Below are 17,914 nucleotides of genomic sequence, written 5' to 3'. Positions count from 1 at the left end.
CTCGTCCTGGATCCCGGCGAGCCGGCCCGGGCAGTACACCGAGAGCACGATCGCCTCGGCCCGCACCGCCAGCGACGGGTAGTAGAAGATCGTCATCGCGAACTGGCACCAGACGGCGAGGAAGCCCAGCGGCTTCGACAGGCCCTCCGACACCCAGCGGTAGACGCCGCCCTCCCAGCCGGACGCCAGCTCGGCGGAGACCAGCGCGGTCGGCAGCAGGAACACCAGCGCCGGGACGAGGTAGAGGAAGACGCAGGCCAGGCCGTAGACGGCCATGGTCGGGGCGGAGCGCAGGCTGGCCACCGAACTCGTGGTCATCAGGGCGAGCGTCAGCCAGGACATCCGGGGTGCGGTGACCACCCGGGCGGCCACCGAGCCGGTCCGCTCGCGGGTGGTCGGGCCGTCGGGGCTCCTCGGGCCGCCGGGGCGTCCCCGGCCGCCGGGGTCGCTCTGGTCACCGGGGTCGCTCTGGTCACCGGGGCTGCTCGGGTCACCGGACCTGCTGGGACCGTCGGGGGCGGCGGCCTCGCCGGAGCCGCCCCGGCCGGGCGAGGGCGCGTCCGTGGAACCCATCTGTCCTCCTCCGGTACGGCCCCGGTCGGCTGCGCGGCGTCCGGGCGCGAGGCGCCCCGGGCGCGGACGCCGCCCCGGGAAGGACCCCGGGGCGGACCGTACCCGGCCAGTTCACCCGGTTGCCGAGGCCGCCGCATGCGGCGTGCACCCGCGCGGGTGAGCGACTGTCAGGGGCGGGCCGCCGGATCCTGCGCGGCTGGCCAGGCGGCGCGGCGCAGCGTACGGCTCACGGTCGCGGGCAGCAGGGCGGCCGCGAGCAGGATGCCGATCGAGGCCAGCGCGACGGCGGGGGAGAGGTGGTCCAGCAGCAGGCCGCTGCCGAGCGTCCCGGCCGGCATGCCCGCGGTCAGCAGCGTCATGGTCGCCGCGATCACCCGGCCCCGGAGCTCGTCCGGCACCTGCCGGAACACCAGCAGGTCCAGCATCACCCGCAGGGCCGGAACGCCGATCCCCACCACGAACAGCGCGGCGAACACGGTGGCCACCCCGCCCGGCAGCAGCGGCGCCAGCGTCACCGGCACGGCGGTCCAGGCCACCACCAGCAGCAGGACGCCCGGCCCGGCCAACCGGTGCAGCCGGGACACCAGGACCGTTCCGGCCAGCGCCCCCACCGCCTCGCCGGCCAGCGCCAGGCCGATCCCGGCGCTGCCCGTGCCCCCGTTCCGCAGCAGCACCATCACCGGCAGCATCAGGGCCGTCCCGGCGAGGTTGACCACCAGCAGGACGGCCAGGGCGGAGCGCAGCAGGGGGGAGGCGGCGAGCAGGCGGAACCCGGCCAGGGCGCCGCCGGACTCGGGGGCCGGCTTCGCGCCGCCCGGTTCGCGGTCCGGGCGGGCGTCGGTTTCGCCGCTCGGCTGCGCGTCGGTGGGGCGGTTCGGTGGGGTGGCGGTCTCGCGGTCCGGCTGTGTGTCGGTGGGGCGGTTCGGTGGGGTGGCGGTTTCGCGGTCCGGCTGCGCGTCGGCGGGGCGGCCGGGGAAGCGCACCACGAGCGCGGCGACCAGCGCGAGCAGGGAGGCGAGCGCGGTGCCGAGGAACGGCACCGCGCTGCCGAGCCCGTACAGGAAGCCGGCCAGCGGCGGACCGGCCAGCGCGGCCCCGGTCATCCGGGCCTCGTCCTGGGCGAGCGCCTGCGGCAGCTGCTCCGGCGCCACCACCGAGCGCAGCGCCAGCAGCCGGATCGGGCCGCTGTACGCGATGGTCGCCCCGACGGCGGCGGCGACGATCAGCAGGTGGGCCAGGGTCAGCCGGTCGAAGGCCATGGCCAGCGGGACGGTCGCCGTGACGACCAGCCGGGCGGCGTCGGAGGCGATCAGCACCCGGCGGCGGTCGAGGCGGTCGGCGACCACGCCGCCGTGGACGCCGAGCAGCAGGGTCGCGACCATCTGCACGGCCCCGAAGGCCCCGGCGGCGGTGGAGGAACCGGTGAGCGCGAGGACCAGCAGGGGGAAGGCGGTGTCGCCGACCCGCATGCCGAGCGTCGCGGCGGCCTGGCCGGCCCAGAGGGCCTGGAAGCGCAGGTTCCGTCGCAGCGGAACGAGCGGCGTGGATTCCGCCGCCTCCTCCGCTGTCGCCTCCTCCGCCGTCCTCGACTCGTCAGCCGCCGTTCTGCTCCCCGCCATGGCCCACCCCGCCGTTCGCGCTTCCGACATCATTCACGTTGTCGTGAATGATGTCGGAAGCGTGATTGATTGCGCAAGGGTGAGCGCTCACCGGAGCGTGATTGCGTGCGGCGCGGCCGATCTGCCAAGGTGGTGCCCGTGGCCGAGCACGATCTGGAACCCGCCGACGGCGGCGAGCAACCCACCACCTGGGTCAAGGAACGCCAGGTGGCCGACGTCGCCGTGCTCAAGGCACTGGCCGACCCGTTGCGGCTGGCCATCCTCGGCGCCCTGAAGTCCGGCGAGGAGCGCCCGCTCACCGCCAAGGAGATCGCCGCCGCGCTCGGCGAACCGCAGACCAAGCTCTACCGCCACATCAAGCAGTTGGAGAAGGCCGGGCTGGTCATCGTGGCCGGCACCCGGCTGGTCTCCGGCATCGTCGAGAGCCGCTACGCCGCCGCCCAGGAGTCGATCCGGCTCGCCCCGGAGATGTTCACCGCCGACTCCCCGGGCCGCTCCGAGGCGTACGACGCCATCCTGGCCGCCATCGACCGGGTCCGCGGCGACTTCCGGGCCCATGTCCTCGGCGGGCGGCTGGACTTCAGCTCGCCCCGGGACGGATCGGTCGGGCCGCCCGGACTGTTCGCGCACTCGACGCTGCGGCTCAGCCCGGACCGGCTGATCCGGCTGCGGACCCAACTCGCCGCAGTCATCGACGAGCTGAACGGGGAAGCGCCCAGCACGGCCGAGGACGCGGTGGACGTGACGGTCTTGACCCTGCTCTACGGACTCCAGCCGGGCACGGAATCATAAACTCCGCGCCGACTGTCGGTGCGGTGGGACACGATGACCGGCATGTCCTATGAACTCCAGGCCCTGATAGGAACATTCGAGCTGTTGGCGGTGGCCGCGGCGGAAACCTCGACGGCCCGGGTGGTGCCACTGGCACAGGGTCTGGCCCTGATACCGGTCACCCCCGCGGTGCTCTCCGCCCTCCAGACCGACGGCGGCTCGACGAAGCCCGCCGAGGCGGCCGGCTTCGGCTGGCACCCGGGCGGCTTCGAACTCCGGCTGGCCGCCTGGTCCAAGGCCGGCCCGATCGCCTGCGTCGAGGCCGAGTACTTCGGCGGCAGCGGCACCCAGCGCGCCGCCGTCTGGGAGAACGGCCGGATCGTCCTCGGCCCGCTCACCAAGGGCGAGTTCGAACCCTTCCCGCCCGAGGGCTCCCCGATCTCCCGCGCCCTGCGGCGGATCGGCGCCCGCACCGAGGCCGGCCGGGTGGACGAGTTCGAGTCCGTCGGCCTGTCCGCCCACCGCGGCACCAGCGGCTGGGCCGCCGCCGACTGACCCCACCCACGCGAAAGGCCCCGCCCCCCGGAGCTCGAACTCCCGGGAACGGGGCCCTGCCGCACAGCCCCCGCAGGGTCAGCGGTAGTTCACGTACTGGATCGCGAAGTCCAGGTCCTTGCCCTTGAGCAGTGCCTGTACGGTCTGCAGGTCGTCGCGGCTCTTCGAGCTGACCCGCAGCTCGTCGCCCTGGACCTGCGCCTTGACGCCCTTCGGGCCCTCGTCGCGGATGATCTTCGCGACCTTCTTGGCATCCTCCGTGGAGATGCCCTCCTTGATGTCCGCGAAGATCTTGTACTCCTTGCCGGACAGCTGCGGCTCGCCGGCGTCCAGGGCCTTGAGCGACAGTCCGCGCTTGATGAACTTGCCCTGTAGGACGTCCAGGATGGCCTTCACGCGCTCCTCGCCGTTGGCCTTCATCTCGATCTTCTCGCCGGAGCGGCTGATCTCGCCGCCGACGCCCTTGAAGTCGAAACGGGTGGCGATCTCACGGGAGGTCTGGTTGATCGCGTTGTCGACCTCCTGCCACTCGACCTTCGAGACGATGTCGAAACTGGAGTCGGCCATGGGTGTTGGTCTCCTTGATGTTCTGGCTTCACTGGCACGGCCTGCCCCACCGGGCGTCCGCCTCCCCAGCCTATCCAGCGCCACCCCGCCCCCGCCCCCGACAGCCACGCCGTGGCCCTTGATCATCACGTGACCTATCGAGTGGCGGAGCACCCCCCGGCATCAGGTATTGTTTACGAAGTCGAACGGGGCGAACGCCCCGGGGGACGAGATCCTGGCTGGTTGCCCGAGCGGCCAAAGGGAGCAGACTGTAAATCTGCCGCGCAAGCTACGCAGGTTCGAACCCTGCACCAGCCACAGGATATGGAGACAGCCCCTGATCTGCGGAAACGCAGATCAGGGGCTGTTTCGTTGTGATCGAACACCGGTTATGCCGGATGGTCGTTTTGCGTGGTTTGTCTCACCTCGTTTCGCCCGAATCCCAGTCCTGACCAGCGGTTCCGGACCAGGGGCGGACCAGGATCAGGAGTCTTCGGCCGTCGGCGGCGGCGTTGCCCGCAGCTGGAGCCGCTCGGTGATGAGCCGGTTGGCGTGGTCCTCGTCACCGTGGATGCACTTGGCGTAGACCCGGAGCAGGACGGCGATGCTGTGCCCCGCCCGCCGGGCGCACTCGGCCACCGGCACGCCGGAGGCCAGCCAGAGCGAGATGCCGGCGTGCCGGGCGTCGTACGGGCGCTTGGCGAGCGGGGTGGCCCGTTCCTCCTCGCTGAACACCTCGGCCCGCCCTGCGGCCCAGACGACGCCGTACCCGCTCTCCTGCACCATGCCGTTCCGGAAGGTCCGGAACAGGCGGCCGTCCGGAGCGGTGCCGTACTGCTCGATGTGCTCCCGCAGCAGCTGCACCAGCTCGGGCGGGATCGGGACCGGCCGGGTGGCCGACTCCGACCGGTGCTTCAGGCCCCGCGGGTCGTGGGACGCCCCACTGTCAGTCCAGGACGACCCGACGCGTGGGCTGTTGCCGTTGAGGTTGAGTTTCCCCCAGCCCTCTGCCGGCAGAACGCACCGGTCCTTGCGCAGGTGGACCACCTCGCCCGGGCGCATGCCCGCGTAGTACATGCACCCGAAGAACGCCACCAGCCGCGGCCCGCGCCGCCCCTGCTGACCGACCGCCTCCAGCATCGCGGCCGCCTGCTCCGGGCTCATGACGTATTCCGGATCGACCTCCTCCTCGGTTCGGGGAGGCTGCCACTGCACCGACGGCAGCGGGTTGGCGGCCAGCAGGCCGTCCTCGACGGCGCGGCCCAGGATGTGGTTCAGGATCCGGCGCTTCCGGAGCGTGGTCGAGGCAGCGGCCTTGGTGCCGTCCAACTTCACCGAGAGGGCGGCGAGTAGGCGGCGGACCATCTTCGGGTCCGCCAGCTCGGACACGTCCACGGAGTTCCGCGCCACCCAGGCCAAGGACTTGGCGACATCGGCCGGCGGCTCGTCGGCCCAGCGGTTCACGTTGAAGGCCCAGCCGTACAGCGCGCGCCGCACGAGCAGCTTGTCCGGCATCCCGGTCTTGCTGTTGACCAGCTCGAACGTCACGCTGGCCAGGGCGTCGGCCCACGTCGTCCGGGTCTTGGCCGGGGCACCGTCCCATCGGGCCTCGACGTAGTTCCGTCCGTGCTGGTACCAGGTGACGGAGTTCTGCTCCTCCTGGCGCTTGCGAAGCTCCGCGAGCGGGAGGCCCGTCTCTGTGTCGAAGGGCTGGTGAGAGGCCGCCGCGACGAGCAGTTCGGCTTTTCGGCCGTCCGCCTGGGTCTTGGTGAGGTAGGACTCGGAGAACTCCCGGCTGTTCACCGTCCACCGGACCATCCACGGCTTGCGGCGGTCAGGACGGTGGCGGTGGTCCCAGAACGTGACCTTGTAGGAGGTGGGCATCAGGCGGCCACCTGGCAGGAGTCGATCCACGTGTCCAGGTCGGCCCGGTCGATCCGGACCTGACCGTTGGGGAGCTTGATGAGGCGCGGGCCCCTGCCCCGGGCGCGCATCCGATAGAAGGCGGCACGGGACATGCCGAGTTCGGCGAGCACGACGGGGAGCTTGAGCAGTTCGCGCTTGGGCATGGCGAAGTCTCCTGCTGTGGGTGCGGAGGATGGCTGCGGGGTGTTACGAGCCCTCTCGCGGGTGGTGGCGGAGAGCGGAAGGCGTCAGGTATGTCAGGGGAACTCGCTGACCTGCTGATACGGGCCCCGGTCGGACGTCAGGAGTTGTCAGGGCTGTCAGGGATAGCCGAGATCTCCTGACAGCCCTGACATGCCCTGACTGCTCGTCCGGCGGCGTATCGCCACGTCAGGGCTTTGTCCTGACGTTCCTGACGGTTACGTGGCCGGGTTCGTGTCTGCAGGGGCGCTCAGGACCGGGTGGACACGGTAGGTGACGGCCTGAGGCCGGCCGCGCTGGCCGCTGGCAGGGAGCTGGCCGGTGCGAAGCCAGCCGTGCTGTTCGAGGAGAGCGAGCGCGGGCTCGACGTCGGCGACTTTCTTGAACCGCCGGGACGACGCCACGGCGTCGTGGGCCTTGATGTGGGTCCGGTGGGTGCCGTCCTTCTTCGGCCGCTGGAGCCACTGGAGGAGGGCGTGAGCGTCCTCGGTGGCGGGGTCGGCTGCGATGAGGTCGAAGACGGCGAGGGTGTGGGCGGTGTAGTACTCGGCGATCTCGGCGGCGCGGTCGACGGTGGCGGCCTCGACGGGCGCACGCCAGTCGCCGCTGACGTGGTCGCCGAGGTGGAGCAGGGTCGCGATGCGGGCGATGTGGCCGACGAGTTTGCCGGCCCAGTCCTTGATGTGGGCGAGCGGCTCGTCCGGGCGGAGCTGGACTTCGAACTTCTCCTGGAGCTTCTCGACGGCGAGGTCGGCGGCCTCGGTCATCCTCACGGTGACCGGTTCCTCCAAGGAGGTGAGGGCCCGCAGGAGCGCGGAGAGGCGGACGTCGTAGGCGGTCGCGACCGGCTCGGGGATGGGCGTGGTGCGGATCTTGCGGTATCCGAGGTTGGAGGGCGGGAGGGAGTAGAGGAAGCGGGCGAGCAGGCCGCGGTCGCGGGCGCCGGGGGCGGCGCCGAGCTCTTGGAGGACGGCGGGCTGCGGGGTGACCCCGATGGTGAGCGCAGGCTTGTCGACGGTGGGCTGCTCGCGGGTGATCCGGTCGGCCTGGAGCCGCTCGCCCTTGTGGGCCTGGAGGAAGACCCCGAGGTTGGGCTTGCTGCTGTAACGGCCGACGATGCTGTCGAAGAGGTCGCCCTCGGGCGAGAGCGCGGCCAGGCAGCGGTGGACGCCGAGTTGGTGGGTGACGGTCTCGGGGGTGATGTCCCCGGACAGAGTCAGCCGCGGGCTCGGCGGCACGACGATCTCGTCAGCGAGCATCCGGGCGCCGGAGATCTCGGCCACCAGGTGGGCGCGGTCGAGGTCGGGGTTCTTGCGGGCCTTGGCCATGAGCGCATCGACCTCAGCGAGCGCGGTCTCCTTGGCGGTCTCGGCCTCGATGATCCGGCACTTGGCCTCGGCGCGCAGTTCGTCCTCGATCCGGTAGATGGGACCGGTCATGAACGCGAAGACGTCGGACTTGCGGCTGGCGGGCGGCATCGCGCACACCAGGTAGAGGTTGGACTGCTCGCGCCAGCCGGGCCGGATCTCCGCGTTCACCCGGCCGCCGGCGGCGGTGGACAGAGCGGCCAGGGACATGGTGGCGGCCATGTCGGCCGGGGTCTGGGTGAACTCCGCCACCGCCTCCACGTACGCGCCCACCCAGCCGGGCAGGGCGCGGACAGGGAACGTGGGCAGCGTGCCGTGCGATCCGAGCGGGACGGGGTCGAGCCAGGTCTCGCCGGAGGCCAGGTCCGCGAGGGCGGCTAGCGCGGCCGTGCGGACGGCGTCGAGGTCGGCCTGGTCGTCGCCGGCCATGTGGGCGAGGCGGCTGGTGGCGGTGTTGATGCGGCGCCGCTCGGCGGCCACGCGCACGATTTCTGCGTAGTAGCCGCCGTTCGCGGCGGTGGGCGTGGCCTCGATGCAGGTGTGCAGGTAGCCGGGCCCGCCGATGCGGACCAGGTCGCCTTGGGCGCGCAGGACACCGGCCAGCAGCACCGGGTCGACCGGTCGCTCGCCGTCGGCCATGCGGATGATGGCGCGCCAGATCGTCTCGTGTGCGGGGTGGTAGAAGGCGCTGGGGTCGCCGAGCTGGGCGGCCAGCGCCGGGATCTGGGCGGGGTCGAGCAGGGCGGCGCCGATGACGGCCTGTTCGGCGGCTTTGACCTCGGCGGGTTCGGGCCGGAAGGGGATGACGGCCGCGTGCTGGCTCAACGGGGGCTCCTTTCGTGCGGAGCGGGGTGGGGCGGTCCGATCCCGGGGGAGACCATCGGGCGCGGACCGCCCGATGGAAGGGGAGGTCAGAGGTCGAACAGGCGATCCGGCTCGGCGGCCTGGCGGGCCTTGTTGGCGGTGCGGCGGGTGGCGTCGTGGCAGGCCGGGCACCAGGCGGCCAGCGCCTGCTTGGGCAGGGCGGCGGCCTTGTGCGCCGGGAGGAGCAGGTGGTCCGGCTCGGCGGGGGCGGCGAGCAGGTACACGGGGCCGGCGCCGTGGGCGGCGGGGCAGCGCCCGCCGTCCTTGGCGTGGGACTTGCCGCAGGTGCCACGGCACTGGCAGCGGCCGGAGGCGGCGGCCATGACGGCCTGCCACAGTCCGCGCTGGTCGCCGAGGGGCGGGGTCCGGCTCACGACTCGTCCTCGCCGGGGAGCTGGTGGTGGTCGAGCCAGGCGAACGCGGACGTGGTCTGGGCGCGGTAGTAGACCTCAATGGCGGCGTCGGGGACGCTGCCGGGGTGGACGCGCGGGTCGATGAGGCTGGCGTACAGGCGGGTGCCGTGGTGGACGCAGGCCTTGGCGGCGTCACCGTGGCGGTCGAGGACGGTCACGGCGTCGCGCAGGCCCTGGCAGGGGCTGGCGTCGCCGAGGTGGGCGGCTTCGCAGCGGGGCTGCGGGGCGGTGGTGTTTCCGGGCATGCTGGAGTCCTCTGATCTCTGAAAGGGGATCGGAACTGCCCCGCAGCAACCGCTGTCACCCGGCAAGGTCGACGGTTGCTGCGGGGCTTCGTGCTGCGTGGACGGTGAGGTCAGTCCTCGGCGGGGCCGGTGCGGTGGGCGCCGGTGAGGAGGTCGTTCAGGGGGCGGGTGGTGCCGTCGGTGTGGCGCCAGATCTCCCCGTCGGGCGTGGACGGGGTGCCGAGGTGCCAGGTCCAGCCCTCCAGGACGAGCAGGGTGAGGTGCTGGGCGTGGTCGAGGCGGGTGCCGAGGGTGGCGATGGCGGGCTCCAGCAGGCCGGCGATCGGCCAGGGGTGCAGGTGCCAGGCCATCCGGCCGGGGCGGCCGGTGTCGTAGGGGCGGCCGGGGTGCTTGGTCAGGAGGTAGCTGGCGCCGTCGTGCGTGACCTCGTAGGTCTCGTGGTCGGTGCGCTTGAAGGTGATCTCGGGCATGCGGCCCTCCGGGGCGATCGGTGGGATCGGTCTGTCCGGTCCCCCGCGCCGTCCGGGCCTCGGCCGCTGGCTGCGGCGGTGGTCCGGGCGGCACGGCGGTTGGTGCAGGCCGGTCAGGCCTCGTCGGGGTCCTGGGCGAACTCGCAGGTGCCGTCGCAGTCGTAGTAGCCGCAGCCGCCGCACTCGGGGCAGTTCTCGTAGTCGATGGGGACGTAGTCCTGGGCCTCGTCGTCCCAGGCCTCGTCCTCGTAGCCGCCGCCGGTGCCGTGGCAGCCCTCGCACGTCTCGGTGTGGCCGGGCAGAGGGTTGGCCTGCTCCTCCTCTGCGCGGCGCTGTTCGTCGGCGAGGTCGAGGGCGATCTCGTGCGCCTTCTCCTCCTCGCGGGTCGGCGGGTCGGTGTAGTCGTACGGGTCGAAGTCGTCGTCCATGGAGCGCCTTTCAGGCGTTGGGCGTGGTGGGCTTGAGCTGGTCGGGGAGGGCGCGGATGGCGTCGGCGATGGCGAGCAGGGCGAGCTGACGTGCGTGGTCGGCGGGCGGGAGAGAGCCGAACGTCACGTAGACCTGGGCGAGTTCGTAGTGGCTGGTGCTGGGCAGGCCGGGGCCGTCGAGGGGCTGGTTCATGGGTCCGTTCGGGTGTGGTGGGGACGCGCCGGCGATGTTCACGGCGCTTCGTCCGTCCGAGCCGCCGAGGGCGGCGGGAAGGGATAGGGGAGCGTGCCAGGCGGCCTTCACACCGACTGCCGAGGGCGGTGGGCGTGGGCGAAAAAGGGGCGGCGGCCGGGCAGTGCCCGGCCGCTGCTTCGGCGTAGGAGGTGGAGGGGGTTGGTCAGGGTCCGGGGTGGGCTGGGGTGGTGGGGTCGGTGCTGGCGAATAGGGACGCCCACGGCTGGGGGGTGGGCAGGGAGGGCGGCGGGGGATGTGGGGAGGCGGGCGGGTCCAGATAGAGGGCCCAGGCGACGAGCACGGCGAGGACGACGGCGACGAGGGCGAGCCCCTGGGACATGCCGAACTGGTGGAGCGGGCTGGCCGGGATGGGCGGTCCGGGTACTGGCGGGAGGGCCTGGAGGCGCTCGCGGTCGGGGCGCCGGCCGTGGTGCACGGTGGCGATGTGGGTGTGGCGCTCGGCCTCGGCCTCAGCCTTGCTGGAGTGCTCGCTGACGGTGCGGCAGGCCCCGCACCAGTACTCGTACGGCATCCGCCGAGCATGGCAGAGCGCCAGTTGGGCTGTGGGCCGAACGGGGGCTTCTGGGGGTGATGGAGGGTCAGATCTGCAGGAGGTAGGGCGGTAGGTAGGGGCTCGGTAGGGCGGGCGGTAGGCGTGCGCTGACCTGCGGTTCCTACCGTCCTACCGTCCCCCAGGGAAGGGCGTCTGGAGGGGCCGGGGGAGAGGGGTCAGGCGGCCTTCTGGACGACCACCGGGACGGTGCCCGGGTCGCTCTCGGGCAGGCCCTCCAACAGCACCGCCTGGCGGTTGCGCTGGCGCCCGCCGAAAGTGAGCTTCTTGCCCTCCACGAGGGGGGCTCCGAGGGCGGCGAGGTGGGCCTTCAGGTCGGTCTGCTCCCAGCCCTCGAACATGCCCCGCTGTTGGCCCTCGGCCAGGAGGTCCGGGAGGTGCGCGGCGGTGCCCTGGTCGGACTGCGCGGCGACGTGCCGGACGAGGGCGTAGAGGTCGGCATCGGCGGGGGCGTCCTGGAGGTCGTCATCCTGGTCGTCGGCCTCGTCCTGCTCGGTCTCGGGGGAGACCTCCTTCCGGCCGTCGGCCTTGGCTTCATTCTTGGCGGCCTTCTCCTTGGCCGCCTTCTCTCGGGCCTCTTTGTCGGCCTCAGCCAGTTTGGTGGCGGCCTTGGTGTTGCCGACCGCGACGGCCACGACCACCCACAGGACGAGCACGACGGTGAACGTGGTCGGCGCGTACCGGGCGATGGGCCGGGCCAGGACGGGGGAGAAGAACAGGCCGAGACCGATGGATCCCCCGACCTGCTGCCGGGTGATCTTCACGTGGGGCTTGAGGGCGCGGATGATCAGACGGTTGCCCAGGCCGAGCGCGGTGACCGACACACCTGTGAGGTACTGGTGGGGCTTCATCAGGCGCCGACCAGGCTCTTGAGGACGGAGCCGATCACGGTGAGGGGCAGGGCCCAGATCCCGCCGGCGGCGGCGTAGACGGACGGCACGGTGGCGCCGAGTGCCGAGTCCTTCCACGGGCCGGGCTTGGTGCCGAACAGCACGATGGTGAGGATCGCGGCGACCGCGCCGGCGCCGACGTTGCCGAACGCGGCGTTCTGCGAGGTGAAGGCGCGGGTCAGGGCCTCGCCGACGGTGCCCGGCGCGCTGAAGGCCTGCCCGGCCCCGGCGGCGAAGATCCCGAAGACGATCATCAGCCAGGCGGTGTGCTCGTCCTTGTGCTTCTTGGCGAGCTTGCCCTGTTTGTCGGCCTTGCGGCTGCCGAGGATGATCCACACGGCGATGGCGAGGCAGAGGCCGCCGGAGCCGAACGAGCCGAGCAGCTGGGTGTCCATGTCGATCTCCTGACGGTCAGTGGTGGGTGGTGGAGAGGAGGGTGATCAGGGGGGCCAGGCCGAGGGCGCCGACCAGGGCGGAGGCGAACGGCACCCGCACGAGGACCAAGATGGTGAGGCCGGGGAAGCCGCGGACCTCGGAGACCCGGACGTGGCCCCACCCGCGCATGCGCAGGTCGATGAGCCAGGCGCCGGCCGCGGCGAGCGCGGCGACGGTCAGGGGTACGTGGGCGGCCAGTTGGACGGCCCCCGTCTGGTAGCCGAGCACGGCGGAGGTGGTGGTGAGGATGCACCAGCGGCGGAACCGGCGGGCACGCTCGGACTGGGGCTGACGCCACAGCACGGAGGCCCGACGCTCCCGGACGAGCTGCTCGGCGCGGTGGCGGTCCTCGCGCTCCTCGGCGGTTTCCCCCTGTTCCCGGTACGTGTCCTCGTGGCGCCTGCGGGCGAGTTCGGCCTGCTCCTCGGGCGTCTGGCTGATCAGCAGGCGCAGGCTCTCGGCCACGGTCCGCAGGTCGTACTGCTCCTGGTCGTCGCCGGCGGCGGCCTCTTCCTCGACAACCTGGTCGTCGTCCTGGACCGCGTCGTCAGTACCGGCGTCGGCGCCGGCCTTCGTGAGGTCGATGGGCTCGGGGGCGCGCTGGGCGGGGACGGGCGGCCAGCTCTTGCGCCACCACTCGACAACGGGCTCGGGCATGGCGGCGGTGGGCGGCTGGTTTGGGGGCGGGGGGACGGTCATCGACGCCACCCCCGGTTCCGGCGGGCGAGCAGGCGGGTGGCCCAGCAGGCCAGGGCGAAGTCACCGAGCCAGAATGCCCAGCACAGCATGTCGATCATGGTCTGTACTCCTCGGTCAAGAGGGGGCCCGGCCGGAGCCGGGCCCGAGGCGGGTCAGGAGGAGCGCCACCAGGCGCGGGGGGCCGGGGCGCGGTGCCAGGCGGTGATGCTCTGGCTGGTGCGGTGGGAGTCGATCTCGCGCCGGCCGTCGCGGTCGGCGCGGCGATTGGCGTCGGCCCGGCGCTGCTGGCCGGACTGCGGCTGCTGGTTGCGGCGGAAGAGCGGCATCGCGGGCTCCTTCAGCGGTCGATGACGGGCTTGGCCAGGTCGCGGTGGCCCAGGTGGACAGTGATGCCGGTCTTGGCGAGGCGCTGGGCGAGGGTCATGGCGACGGTGGGGGCGCGGTGGCGTCCGCCCACGCAGCCGACCGCGATGGTCAGCGGCGCTGTGGTCGGCCCGGCGTCGTAGGCGTCGGCCAGCAGCGCGGCGCTGACGATCAGGTCCCGGATGCCCGGGGTGGCCATGACGGCCTGGCGGACGGGCATGTCGTGGGCGCTCTGGTGGCGCAGGGCGGGGTCGACGTGCGGGTCGCGGAAGTGGCGGCGCAGGTCGAGGGTGATGTCCGCAGCCGGCGGGGTGTCGTGCAGGTAGCCGAACGAGAGGACGTTGATCTCGGTGATGGCCATGGTGGCCGTCCCTTCGCAGGTCAGGCGGCGTGGGGGGTGTAGCCGGAGGCGATCAGCTCGGCGGCTTCGGTGCGGCGCCCGGAGGCGGTGGCGATGGACACGCCGAGGGCTTCCGCGATGGCCTTGAGGCTGACGGCCTCCGGGTCGCCCTTGCCGTCGGTGAGGATCATCCGGGCGACGCGGCGGGTGGCGCGGGCGGCGGGAGTCAGCCCTGCCTCGTCCTCCGCTTCAACCGCACGCAGCTCGACTTCAGCCGCGCGGTTCCGGGCTTCAGCGGCACGCAGCCGGGCCGCCGCGGTGGCCTCTTCGGTGTCGGCCTGAGCGCGCTTGGCGGCGGCAGCGTCGCGCCCGGCTTCAGCCGTGCGGCGGCCCGCTTCAGCGGCGCCCTCTTCGGTTTCAGCAGCGCGCTTGGCCGTTTCAGCCGCGCTCAGACGGGCCGTCTGGGCGGCCTGCTCGGCCTCGGCCCGGGCGCGCTCGACGGCGGCCGCATCGCGCTCGGTTTCAGCGGCACGGCGGCGCGTTTCAGCGGCAGTGTGCTCGGTTTCAGCGGCGGTGCGGTAGGTTTCAGCGGCGCGGCGGCGGGCGTCGGCGGCGTCCTGCTCGGCTGTGGCGGCGGCCAGTTCCTCCTCGGCCTGGTCGAGCCGTTCGGCGACCTCGGCCTCGCGGCCGGCGGCCACGGTTCGGGCGTGGGCGTGGGCCTTGGCGGTGGCGGTCTCGGCGCCGACCTCGTACCCGGCGGCCTCCACCCGGCCGGCCGTGCGGAGCTTGGAGATCTCCAGCTCAGCGGCGCGAGCCTCGGCCTGGGCGGTGACCTCGGCCTCGAAAGCGGCCGTGCGCTCGTCCCGCAGCCGGGCGCTCTCCTCGGCCTGCGCGGGCAGGGCCAGGGCCTCGTCCACGCCCAGCCCGAACCGCTCCATCGTGAGGGGAAGCCGCAGGTCGGCGGGCGCCTTGCGCCAATCGCCGCCGTGGTCGCGCTCCAGCATCACCCGGTAGACCAGGCGCTCGCGCTCGAGCTCGACCGCCCGGCCGTAGGAGTCGATGCCGTACAGGCGCATCCGCCGGAACATGCGGAAGGACGGCCAGGGGGCGAGGATCCAGCGGTGCAGCGGCACGCCGTCGCGGCCGTGGCCGGCCTCGATCCGGGTGATCCGGATGACCAGACGCCGCCCGGCTTCCACGACCGCCACGAACATCACCGGGATCACGGCGTGCATCCCGGTGCCGGTCGGATTAGCCGTCAGCGACCCGGCCGAGGCGGCGTTGAAATAGATCGTCGCGGCGGTGAAGGTGTGGGCCAGCAGCCGCAGCCACGGCGCCGGGGCGCCCTTGCGGATCAGGTGCAGGTCCATGGCCAGCAGGGCCACGATCCCGGCGTCCACACCGACCGGGAAGAGGTAGCTGAAGTTCCCGAAGCTGTGCCTGAAGCCGAGGTCCTTCAGCGCGCTGTAGGAGCCAGAGAAGCCGATCCCGGCGAGGGCCGCGCCGCCGACCGCGGCGAGGATCGCCACACCCAGCATCAGCTTGTCCGAGGCCTCGGCCCGTACGGTTGAAGCGGCGGGCCGCGCGGTTGAAGCCGCAGCGGTCGGGGTTGAAACGGCCGTCAGCGCGGCCATGGTGGTCACGCGGCCACCCGCTCGACGCTGGCGGTGCGGCGGATGACGACCGGTCGCCGCAGCGGCACCGGCGCCATGCTCAGCAGCCGCTCGGCGTAGGCGGCCAGCTCCGGGCCCTCCCGGCGCAGGTCCGCCAGGACGTCGGCCGCGGCGTCCATCCGGGCCCGGCACTCCAGCGCCGACTCACCGGGCACCCCGGTGAACAGTCGGGTGAACTCCGAGTCCGCAGCGAGACCGAGCGCCAACTCGGCGAACTCGTCCGGCGTCAGGGCCATCTGCCCTGCAACAATCGACTTCATGGGTCTGCCTCGTCTCTGGTAGAGGGCGGGCCTGGGGCTGGCGCGCTCCGGCCAAGGAACGCGCGCCAGCCCAACTCATGTGGGCCCAGCTACTCGTGGCGCACGAGTAGCCATGGCCACGGCCCAACCGCGAGCGGAAGGGCCGGGCCAAAGTCACTCGTTCACAGGTCGGATCCGGCAGAGCAGGACCCGACGGGCCGTCCTTTCGGGATGTGCTCCCAGGCATGGACGGCGTTGACCTTTCGGTCTCTAGCCATCCGGACTGCCAAGGCGCCGGTTGCCTCGGCCCGATCTATCCCGGGCCCCTTCACCCCGGGTACGGCGGGCGCCGTCCATTCACGGGTGCGTTTGTGCAGCTCAGAGCAGCCCAAAGAAGGCCCCTCTGTGTCGCCCCTGTCTCACTTGGTGCGACACCCACAACATAGACAACCTGCTTAGGCAGGTCAAGAGAGTTGGGTTTCTCGCCCCTCTTGGGCACCTGCCCTAGCATGGGGAGATGGCCCTAGACCCGGATGACTCGCGCCCCCCGTATCAGCAGGTCGGCAGCTCTCTGCGGGCCTCGATCCTCACGAAGAAGCCAGGCTTCGAGACCGGCGACAAGCTGCCCTCCGGCCCCGAGCTGGCGAAGCACTTCGGCGTGGCGCGTGGCACGGTGGACAAGGCGCTCGACCTGCTCCGCAGCGAGGGGCTGATCGTGACCCGGCAGGGCAGCGGCTCCTTCGTGCGGGAGCGCACCTCTCGACCGGTCGGGCTGCGGCCGCACCTGGAGGCGGCCTTTGAGCAGCAGCAGGTGACCCTCGACTTCGCCGGGTTCTCCAGCGAGACGCTGCACAACGCGCTCCAGGAGCCGCTCGACAAGGTCCGCTCCGGCCGGCTGGCGCCGGAGTCCATCACGGTCCGCCTGCTACTGCCGGACACCACGGCGCCGATGGCCGTGCCGGTCCTGGTCGACGGGCTCCAGGACGAGGCCACCCTTCGGCAGCGCGCCCGCAACATCGCCCTGACGAACGCCGGCGGCATCGCTCACTCGGTGGAGATGCTGGCCGAGCTGGGCCTCGTCCAGAAGGCGAGCGTCCAGGTTAAGGTCCACCGGGCGTCCAGCTTGTTCAAGCTGTACATCCTGAACAGGTCGGAGGCGTTCTTCGGCTTCTACCCGCTCCGCGAGCGCACCGTGGCGATCGACGACACCGCCCACACCTTCTACGACGTCACCGGCAAGGACACCACACTCTTCCACCACGCCGCCGGCCCGGACGACGCCTCGCTCGGATCGCAGTACGTCCAGCAGGCCCAGATGTGGTTCGACAGCGTGTGGAGCACGATCGCCTACGAGCGGCAGCCATGATCGCCACCCCTCAGCAACTCGCCGACGTGCTGCGGCCGGTGAAGCACGTGCTCCTCGACTTCGACGGCCCGGTCTGCTCGGTCTTCGCCGGCCTTCCTGCGTCGGAGGTCGCGCGGCGACTCCGCGAGGGCCTGCTCGCCGGCGGCGAGCAGGCCCCGGCCGGGGCGGCCGAGGAGAACGATCCGCTCGCCCTGTTCCGGCTGGTCGCGGACGCCCGGCCCGATCTCACGGCGAGCACGGATGCGGCGCTGGTCGCGTTGGAGACTGAAGCCGTCCGAGTCGCCCGCCCGACCCCGGGCGGAGAATCTCTCCTGCGTGCTGCCGTCCGCTCTGGTCGGCTGGTCTCCGTGGTCAGCAACAACGCGGGCGCGGCCATCGAGGCCTACCTCGCCGAGCACGGCCTCAGCGACTATGTGACCGGCGTCTTCGGGCGCGCCCCGGGCGACCCCTCGTCCATGAAGCCGAACCCGCGCCTCCTGCTCGAAGCGATGGAAGCCGCGGGCACCAGACCGGAGCACTGCATTTTCATCGGCGACGCGGCCCGTGATGTCGAGGCCGGGAAGGCCGCCGGAGTCCCGACGATCGGCTACGCCAACAAGCCGGGGAAGGACGCCAAGCTGGCCACCGCCGGCGCTGTGGTGGTTGTGGACTCGATGCAACTCGTCTCAGATGCCCTCGCCTGACCTGCAACTACCGGGACAGCTGGCGAAGCTCCGCGTATGCCTGTGGTTCGACATACGCGACGACCAGCCGTTGACTCGCTCCAGCAGCATCAAGACTGGTCATCGGAATAGTCGGGACAGGCGATGCGCTTCCGGGAGCCACTCGCTGTGACAAGACAATGCCTACCATGAAGAAGACATCCTGGTATCGTCATTAGAGACTTAGTGCATTGAGGTGCGTGAGCATCATCGAATGCATGGAAGAGGGCCCGCCTCGCCTGGTGCGCTAACACCAGGGGTTCCGAGACGGACCCTCTGTACCTACGGTGTGGCTCTACAGTCGCACTGGCGATGGCCTGGCCGTTGGAGCGGCTGGGCCATCGTGCTAAGGGCTTGCAGATAATCAACACATCTCTTTGGTGTTGCTCTGAGGAGTCGCTGCGGGCTCGTATCTGGGCATGTGTACGGGCAGGAGTGGGGACGT

Annotated in this window: 22 protein-coding genes, 1 tRNA gene and 1 pseudogene; 5 read left to right on the top strand and 19 right to left on the bottom strand. The window is 71.9% G+C overall.

What is annotated here, in order from left to right; genetic code table 11:
- Positions 1–69 precede the first annotated feature (69 nt).
- Positions 70–342, bottom strand: a pseudogene (locus ACIQVZ_RS09550) (amino acid permease); the annotation flags it as partial.
- Between the two features lie 398 nt (positions 343–740).
- Positions 741–2,192, bottom strand: coding sequence for an MFS transporter (locus ACIQVZ_RS09545; RefSeq protein ID WP_402448464.1), 1,452 nt, complete (start codon positions 2,190–2,192; stop codon positions 741–743).
- 138 nt (positions 2,193–2,330) lie between these two features.
- Here ACIQVZ_RS09545 and ACIQVZ_RS09540 point away from each other — a divergent pair, with 138 nt between their 5' ends.
- Together ACIQVZ_RS09540 and ACIQVZ_RS09535 are read left to right on the top strand one after the other, a co-directional pair.
- Positions 2,331–2,984 (top strand): helix-turn-helix domain-containing protein, encoded by a 654-nt coding sequence (locus ACIQVZ_RS09540; RefSeq protein ID WP_350877016.1) that lies wholly within the window; start codon positions 2,331–2,333, stop codon positions 2,982–2,984.
- 42 nt (positions 2,985–3,026) lie between these two features.
- On the top strand, positions 3,027–3,518 hold the full coding sequence (locus ACIQVZ_RS09535) for a hypothetical protein (RefSeq protein WP_350877018.1): 492 nt from the start codon (positions 3,027–3,029) through the stop codon (positions 3,516–3,518).
- A gap of 78 nt (positions 3,519–3,596) precedes the next feature.
- On the opposite strand, the gene ACIQVZ_RS09530 is transcribed toward ACIQVZ_RS09535, so the two are convergent.
- The gene (locus ACIQVZ_RS09530) at positions 3,597–4,085 is read right to left on the bottom strand and encodes a YajQ family cyclic di-GMP-binding protein (protein ID WP_063348915.1); all 489 of its coding nucleotides are present in this window, start codon (positions 4,083–4,085) and stop codon (positions 3,597–3,599) included.
- 216 nt (positions 4,086–4,301) lie between these two features.
- Between ACIQVZ_RS09530 and ACIQVZ_RS09525 the strand changes: the two genes are divergently transcribed.
- Positions 4,302–4,382 (top strand) — tRNA-Tyr (locus ACIQVZ_RS09525).
- Between the two features lie 165 nt (positions 4,383–4,547).
- On the opposite strand, the gene ACIQVZ_RS09520 is transcribed toward ACIQVZ_RS09525, so the two are convergent.
- The 16 genes from ACIQVZ_RS09520 to ACIQVZ_RS09445 all read right to left on the bottom strand — a co-directional run bounded on the left by ACIQVZ_RS09520 (position 4,548) and on the right by ACIQVZ_RS09445 (position 15,423).
- Positions 4,548–5,948, bottom strand: a complete 1,401-nt coding sequence (locus ACIQVZ_RS09520) for a tyrosine-type recombinase/integrase (protein WP_402448461.1) — start codon at positions 5,946–5,948, stop codon at positions 4,548–4,550.
- On the bottom strand, positions 5,948–6,133 hold the full coding sequence (locus ACIQVZ_RS09515) for a helix-turn-helix transcriptional regulator (RefSeq protein WP_402448460.1): 186 nt from the start codon (positions 6,131–6,133) through the stop codon (positions 5,948–5,950). The genes ACIQVZ_RS09520 and ACIQVZ_RS09515 overlap by 1 nt, the downstream gene beginning before the upstream one ends.
- 255 nt (positions 6,134–6,388) lie before the next feature.
- Positions 6,389–8,362: a DUF3987 domain-containing protein gene (locus ACIQVZ_RS09510; RefSeq protein WP_402448458.1), complete on the bottom strand. Its 1,974-nt coding sequence runs from the start codon at positions 8,360–8,362 to the stop codon at positions 6,389–6,391.
- 86 nt (positions 8,363–8,448) lie between these two features.
- Positions 8,449–8,775, bottom strand: coding sequence for a hypothetical protein (locus ACIQVZ_RS09505; RefSeq protein WP_402448456.1), 327 nt, complete (start codon positions 8,773–8,775; stop codon positions 8,449–8,451).
- Positions 8,772–9,059: a hypothetical protein gene (locus ACIQVZ_RS09500; protein WP_402448454.1), complete on the bottom strand. Its 288-nt coding sequence runs from the start codon at positions 9,057–9,059 to the stop codon at positions 8,772–8,774. Before ACIQVZ_RS09500 ends, ACIQVZ_RS09505 begins: the two co-directional genes overlap by 4 nt.
- A gap of 110 nt (positions 9,060–9,169) precedes the next feature.
- Positions 9,170–9,529, bottom strand: a complete 360-nt coding sequence (locus ACIQVZ_RS09495) for a hypothetical protein (RefSeq protein WP_402448453.1) — start codon at positions 9,527–9,529, stop codon at positions 9,170–9,172.
- A gap of 113 nt (positions 9,530–9,642) precedes the next feature.
- Positions 9,643–9,957 (bottom strand): hypothetical protein, encoded by a 315-nt coding sequence (locus ACIQVZ_RS09490; protein WP_402448450.1) that lies wholly within the window; start codon positions 9,955–9,957, stop codon positions 9,643–9,645.
- A 10-nt stretch (positions 9,958–9,967) separates the two neighbouring features.
- Complete coding sequence (locus ACIQVZ_RS09485) at positions 9,968–10,150, bottom strand: hypothetical protein (RefSeq protein WP_402448448.1); 183 nt, start codon at positions 10,148–10,150, stop codon at positions 9,968–9,970.
- A gap of 205 nt (positions 10,151–10,355) precedes the next feature.
- On the bottom strand, positions 10,356–10,724 hold the full coding sequence (locus ACIQVZ_RS09480) for a hypothetical protein (RefSeq protein WP_402448446.1): 369 nt from the start codon (positions 10,722–10,724) through the stop codon (positions 10,356–10,358).
- A 197-nt stretch (positions 10,725–10,921) separates the two neighbouring features.
- On the bottom strand, positions 10,922–11,614 hold the full coding sequence (locus tag ACIQVZ_RS09475; RefSeq protein ID WP_402448444.1) for a hypothetical protein: 693 nt from the start codon (positions 11,612–11,614) through the stop codon (positions 10,922–10,924).
- Entirely contained in the window at positions 11,614–12,048 is a 435-nt protein-coding gene (locus tag ACIQVZ_RS09470) for a hypothetical protein (RefSeq protein ID WP_402448442.1), read from the bottom strand. Before ACIQVZ_RS09470 ends, ACIQVZ_RS09475 begins: the two co-directional genes overlap by 1 nt.
- Positions 12,049–12,064: 16 nt before the next feature.
- A complete protein-coding gene (locus ACIQVZ_RS09465) occupies positions 12,065–12,787 on the bottom strand; it encodes a hypothetical protein (RefSeq protein WP_402448439.1) in 723 nt (240 codons plus the stop codon).
- 152 nt (positions 12,788–12,939) lie between these two features.
- Positions 12,940–13,113, bottom strand: a complete 174-nt coding sequence (locus ACIQVZ_RS09460) for a hypothetical protein (RefSeq protein ID WP_402448436.1) — start codon at positions 13,111–13,113, stop codon at positions 12,940–12,942.
- An 11-nt stretch (positions 13,114–13,124) separates the two neighbouring features.
- The gene (locus ACIQVZ_RS09455; RefSeq protein WP_402448434.1) at positions 13,125–13,511 is read right to left on the bottom strand and encodes an ATPase; all 387 of its coding nucleotides are present in this window, start codon (positions 13,509–13,511) and stop codon (positions 13,125–13,127) included.
- Positions 13,512–13,531: 20 nt separating this feature from the next.
- Positions 13,532–15,124 carry a DUF2637 domain-containing protein gene (locus ACIQVZ_RS09450; RefSeq protein WP_402448741.1) on the bottom strand — a complete coding sequence of 531 codons (1,593 nt, stop codon included), beginning with the start codon at positions 15,122–15,124 and terminating at the stop codon, positions 13,532–13,534.
- A gap of 5 nt (positions 15,125–15,129) precedes the next feature.
- Positions 15,130–15,423, bottom strand: a complete 294-nt coding sequence (locus tag ACIQVZ_RS09445; protein WP_402448431.1) for a hypothetical protein — start codon at positions 15,421–15,423, stop codon at positions 15,130–15,132.
- Positions 15,424–15,919: 496 nt separating this feature from the next.
- Between ACIQVZ_RS09445 and ACIQVZ_RS09440 the strand changes: the two genes are divergently transcribed.
- Both ACIQVZ_RS09440 and ACIQVZ_RS09435 read left to right on the top strand, forming a co-directional pair.
- On the top strand, positions 15,920–16,768 hold the full coding sequence (locus tag ACIQVZ_RS09440; RefSeq protein WP_402448430.1) for a GntR family transcriptional regulator: 849 nt from the start codon (positions 15,920–15,922) through the stop codon (positions 16,766–16,768).
- Positions 16,765–17,451: an HAD family hydrolase gene (locus tag ACIQVZ_RS09435; RefSeq protein WP_402448427.1), complete on the top strand. Its 687-nt coding sequence runs from the start codon at positions 16,765–16,767 to the stop codon at positions 17,449–17,451. Before ACIQVZ_RS09440 ends, ACIQVZ_RS09435 begins: the two co-directional genes overlap by 4 nt.
- Positions 17,452–17,914 lie beyond the last annotated feature (463 nt).

Origin of the sequence: Kitasatospora sp. NPDC098663 (assembly GCF_044760075.1) — a bacterium.
In the GTDB taxonomy this organism is placed as follows: Bacteria; Actinomycetota; Actinomycetes; order Streptomycetales; family Streptomycetaceae; genus Kitasatospora.
Note: the sequence above shows the minus strand (reverse complement) of the source record. Positions and strands in the feature narration are given on the sequence as shown.

Excerpts from the sequence above, each read along its gene's own strand:
- ACIQVZ_RS09445 (WP_402448431.1), bottom strand. The coding sequence starts at position 15,423 with ATGAAGTCGATTGTTGCAGGGCAGATGGCCCTGACGCCGGACGAGTTC.
- ACIQVZ_RS09460 (WP_402448436.1), bottom strand. The coding sequence starts at position 13,113 with ATGCCGCTCTTCCGCCGCAACCAGCAGCCGCAGTCCGGCCAGCAGCGC.
- ACIQVZ_RS09530 (WP_063348915.1), bottom strand. The coding sequence starts at position 4,085 with ATGGCCGACTCCAGTTTCGACATCGTCTCGAAGGTCGAGTGGCAGGAG.
- ACIQVZ_RS09535 (WP_350877018.1), top strand. The coding sequence starts at position 3,027 with ATGTCCTATGAACTCCAGGCCCTGATAGGAACATTCGAGCTGTTGGCG.
- ACIQVZ_RS09500 (WP_402448454.1), bottom strand. The coding sequence starts at position 9,059 with ATGCCCGGAAACACCACCGCCCCGCAGCCCCGCTGCGAAGCCGCCCAC.
- ACIQVZ_RS09465 (WP_402448439.1), bottom strand. The coding sequence starts at position 12,787 with ATGACCGTCCCCCCGCCCCCAAACCAGCCGCCCACCGCCGCCATGCCC.
- ACIQVZ_RS09520 (WP_402448461.1), bottom strand. The coding sequence starts at position 5,948 with ATGCCCACCTCCTACAAGGTCACGTTCTGGGACCACCGCCACCGTCCT.
- ACIQVZ_RS09495 (WP_402448453.1), bottom strand. The coding sequence starts at position 9,529 with ATGCCCGAGATCACCTTCAAGCGCACCGACCACGAGACCTACGAGGTC.
- ACIQVZ_RS09475 (WP_402448444.1), bottom strand. The coding sequence starts at position 11,614 with ATGAAGCCCCACCAGTACCTCACAGGTGTGTCGGTCACCGCGCTCGGC.
- ACIQVZ_RS09455 (WP_402448434.1), bottom strand. The coding sequence starts at position 13,511 with ATGGCCATCACCGAGATCAACGTCCTCTCGTTCGGCTACCTGCACGAC.
- ACIQVZ_RS09470 (WP_402448442.1), bottom strand. The coding sequence starts at position 12,048 with ATGGACACCCAGCTGCTCGGCTCGTTCGGCTCCGGCGGCCTCTGCCTC.
- ACIQVZ_RS09490 (WP_402448450.1), bottom strand. The coding sequence starts at position 9,957 with ATGGACGACGACTTCGACCCGTACGACTACACCGACCCGCCGACCCGC.
- ACIQVZ_RS09450 (WP_402448741.1), bottom strand. The coding sequence starts at position 15,124 with ATGGCCGCGCTGACGGCCGTTTCAACCCCGACCGCTGCGGCTTCAACC.
- ACIQVZ_RS09480 (WP_402448446.1), bottom strand. The coding sequence starts at position 10,724 with ATGCCGTACGAGTACTGGTGCGGGGCCTGCCGCACCGTCAGCGAGCAC.
- ACIQVZ_RS09515 (WP_402448460.1), bottom strand. The coding sequence starts at position 6,133 with ATGCCCAAGCGCGAACTGCTCAAGCTCCCCGTCGTGCTCGCCGAACTC.
- ACIQVZ_RS09435 (WP_402448427.1), top strand. The coding sequence starts at position 16,765 with ATGATCGCCACCCCTCAGCAACTCGCCGACGTGCTGCGGCCGGTGAAG.
- ACIQVZ_RS09485 (WP_402448448.1), bottom strand. The coding sequence starts at position 10,150 with ATGAACCAGCCCCTCGACGGCCCCGGCCTGCCCAGCACCAGCCACTAC.
- ACIQVZ_RS09440 (WP_402448430.1), top strand. The coding sequence starts at position 15,920 with ATGGCCCTAGACCCGGATGACTCGCGCCCCCCGTATCAGCAGGTCGGC.
- ACIQVZ_RS09545 (WP_402448464.1), bottom strand. The coding sequence starts at position 2,192 with ATGGCGGGGAGCAGAACGGCGGCTGACGAGTCGAGGACGGCGGAGGAG.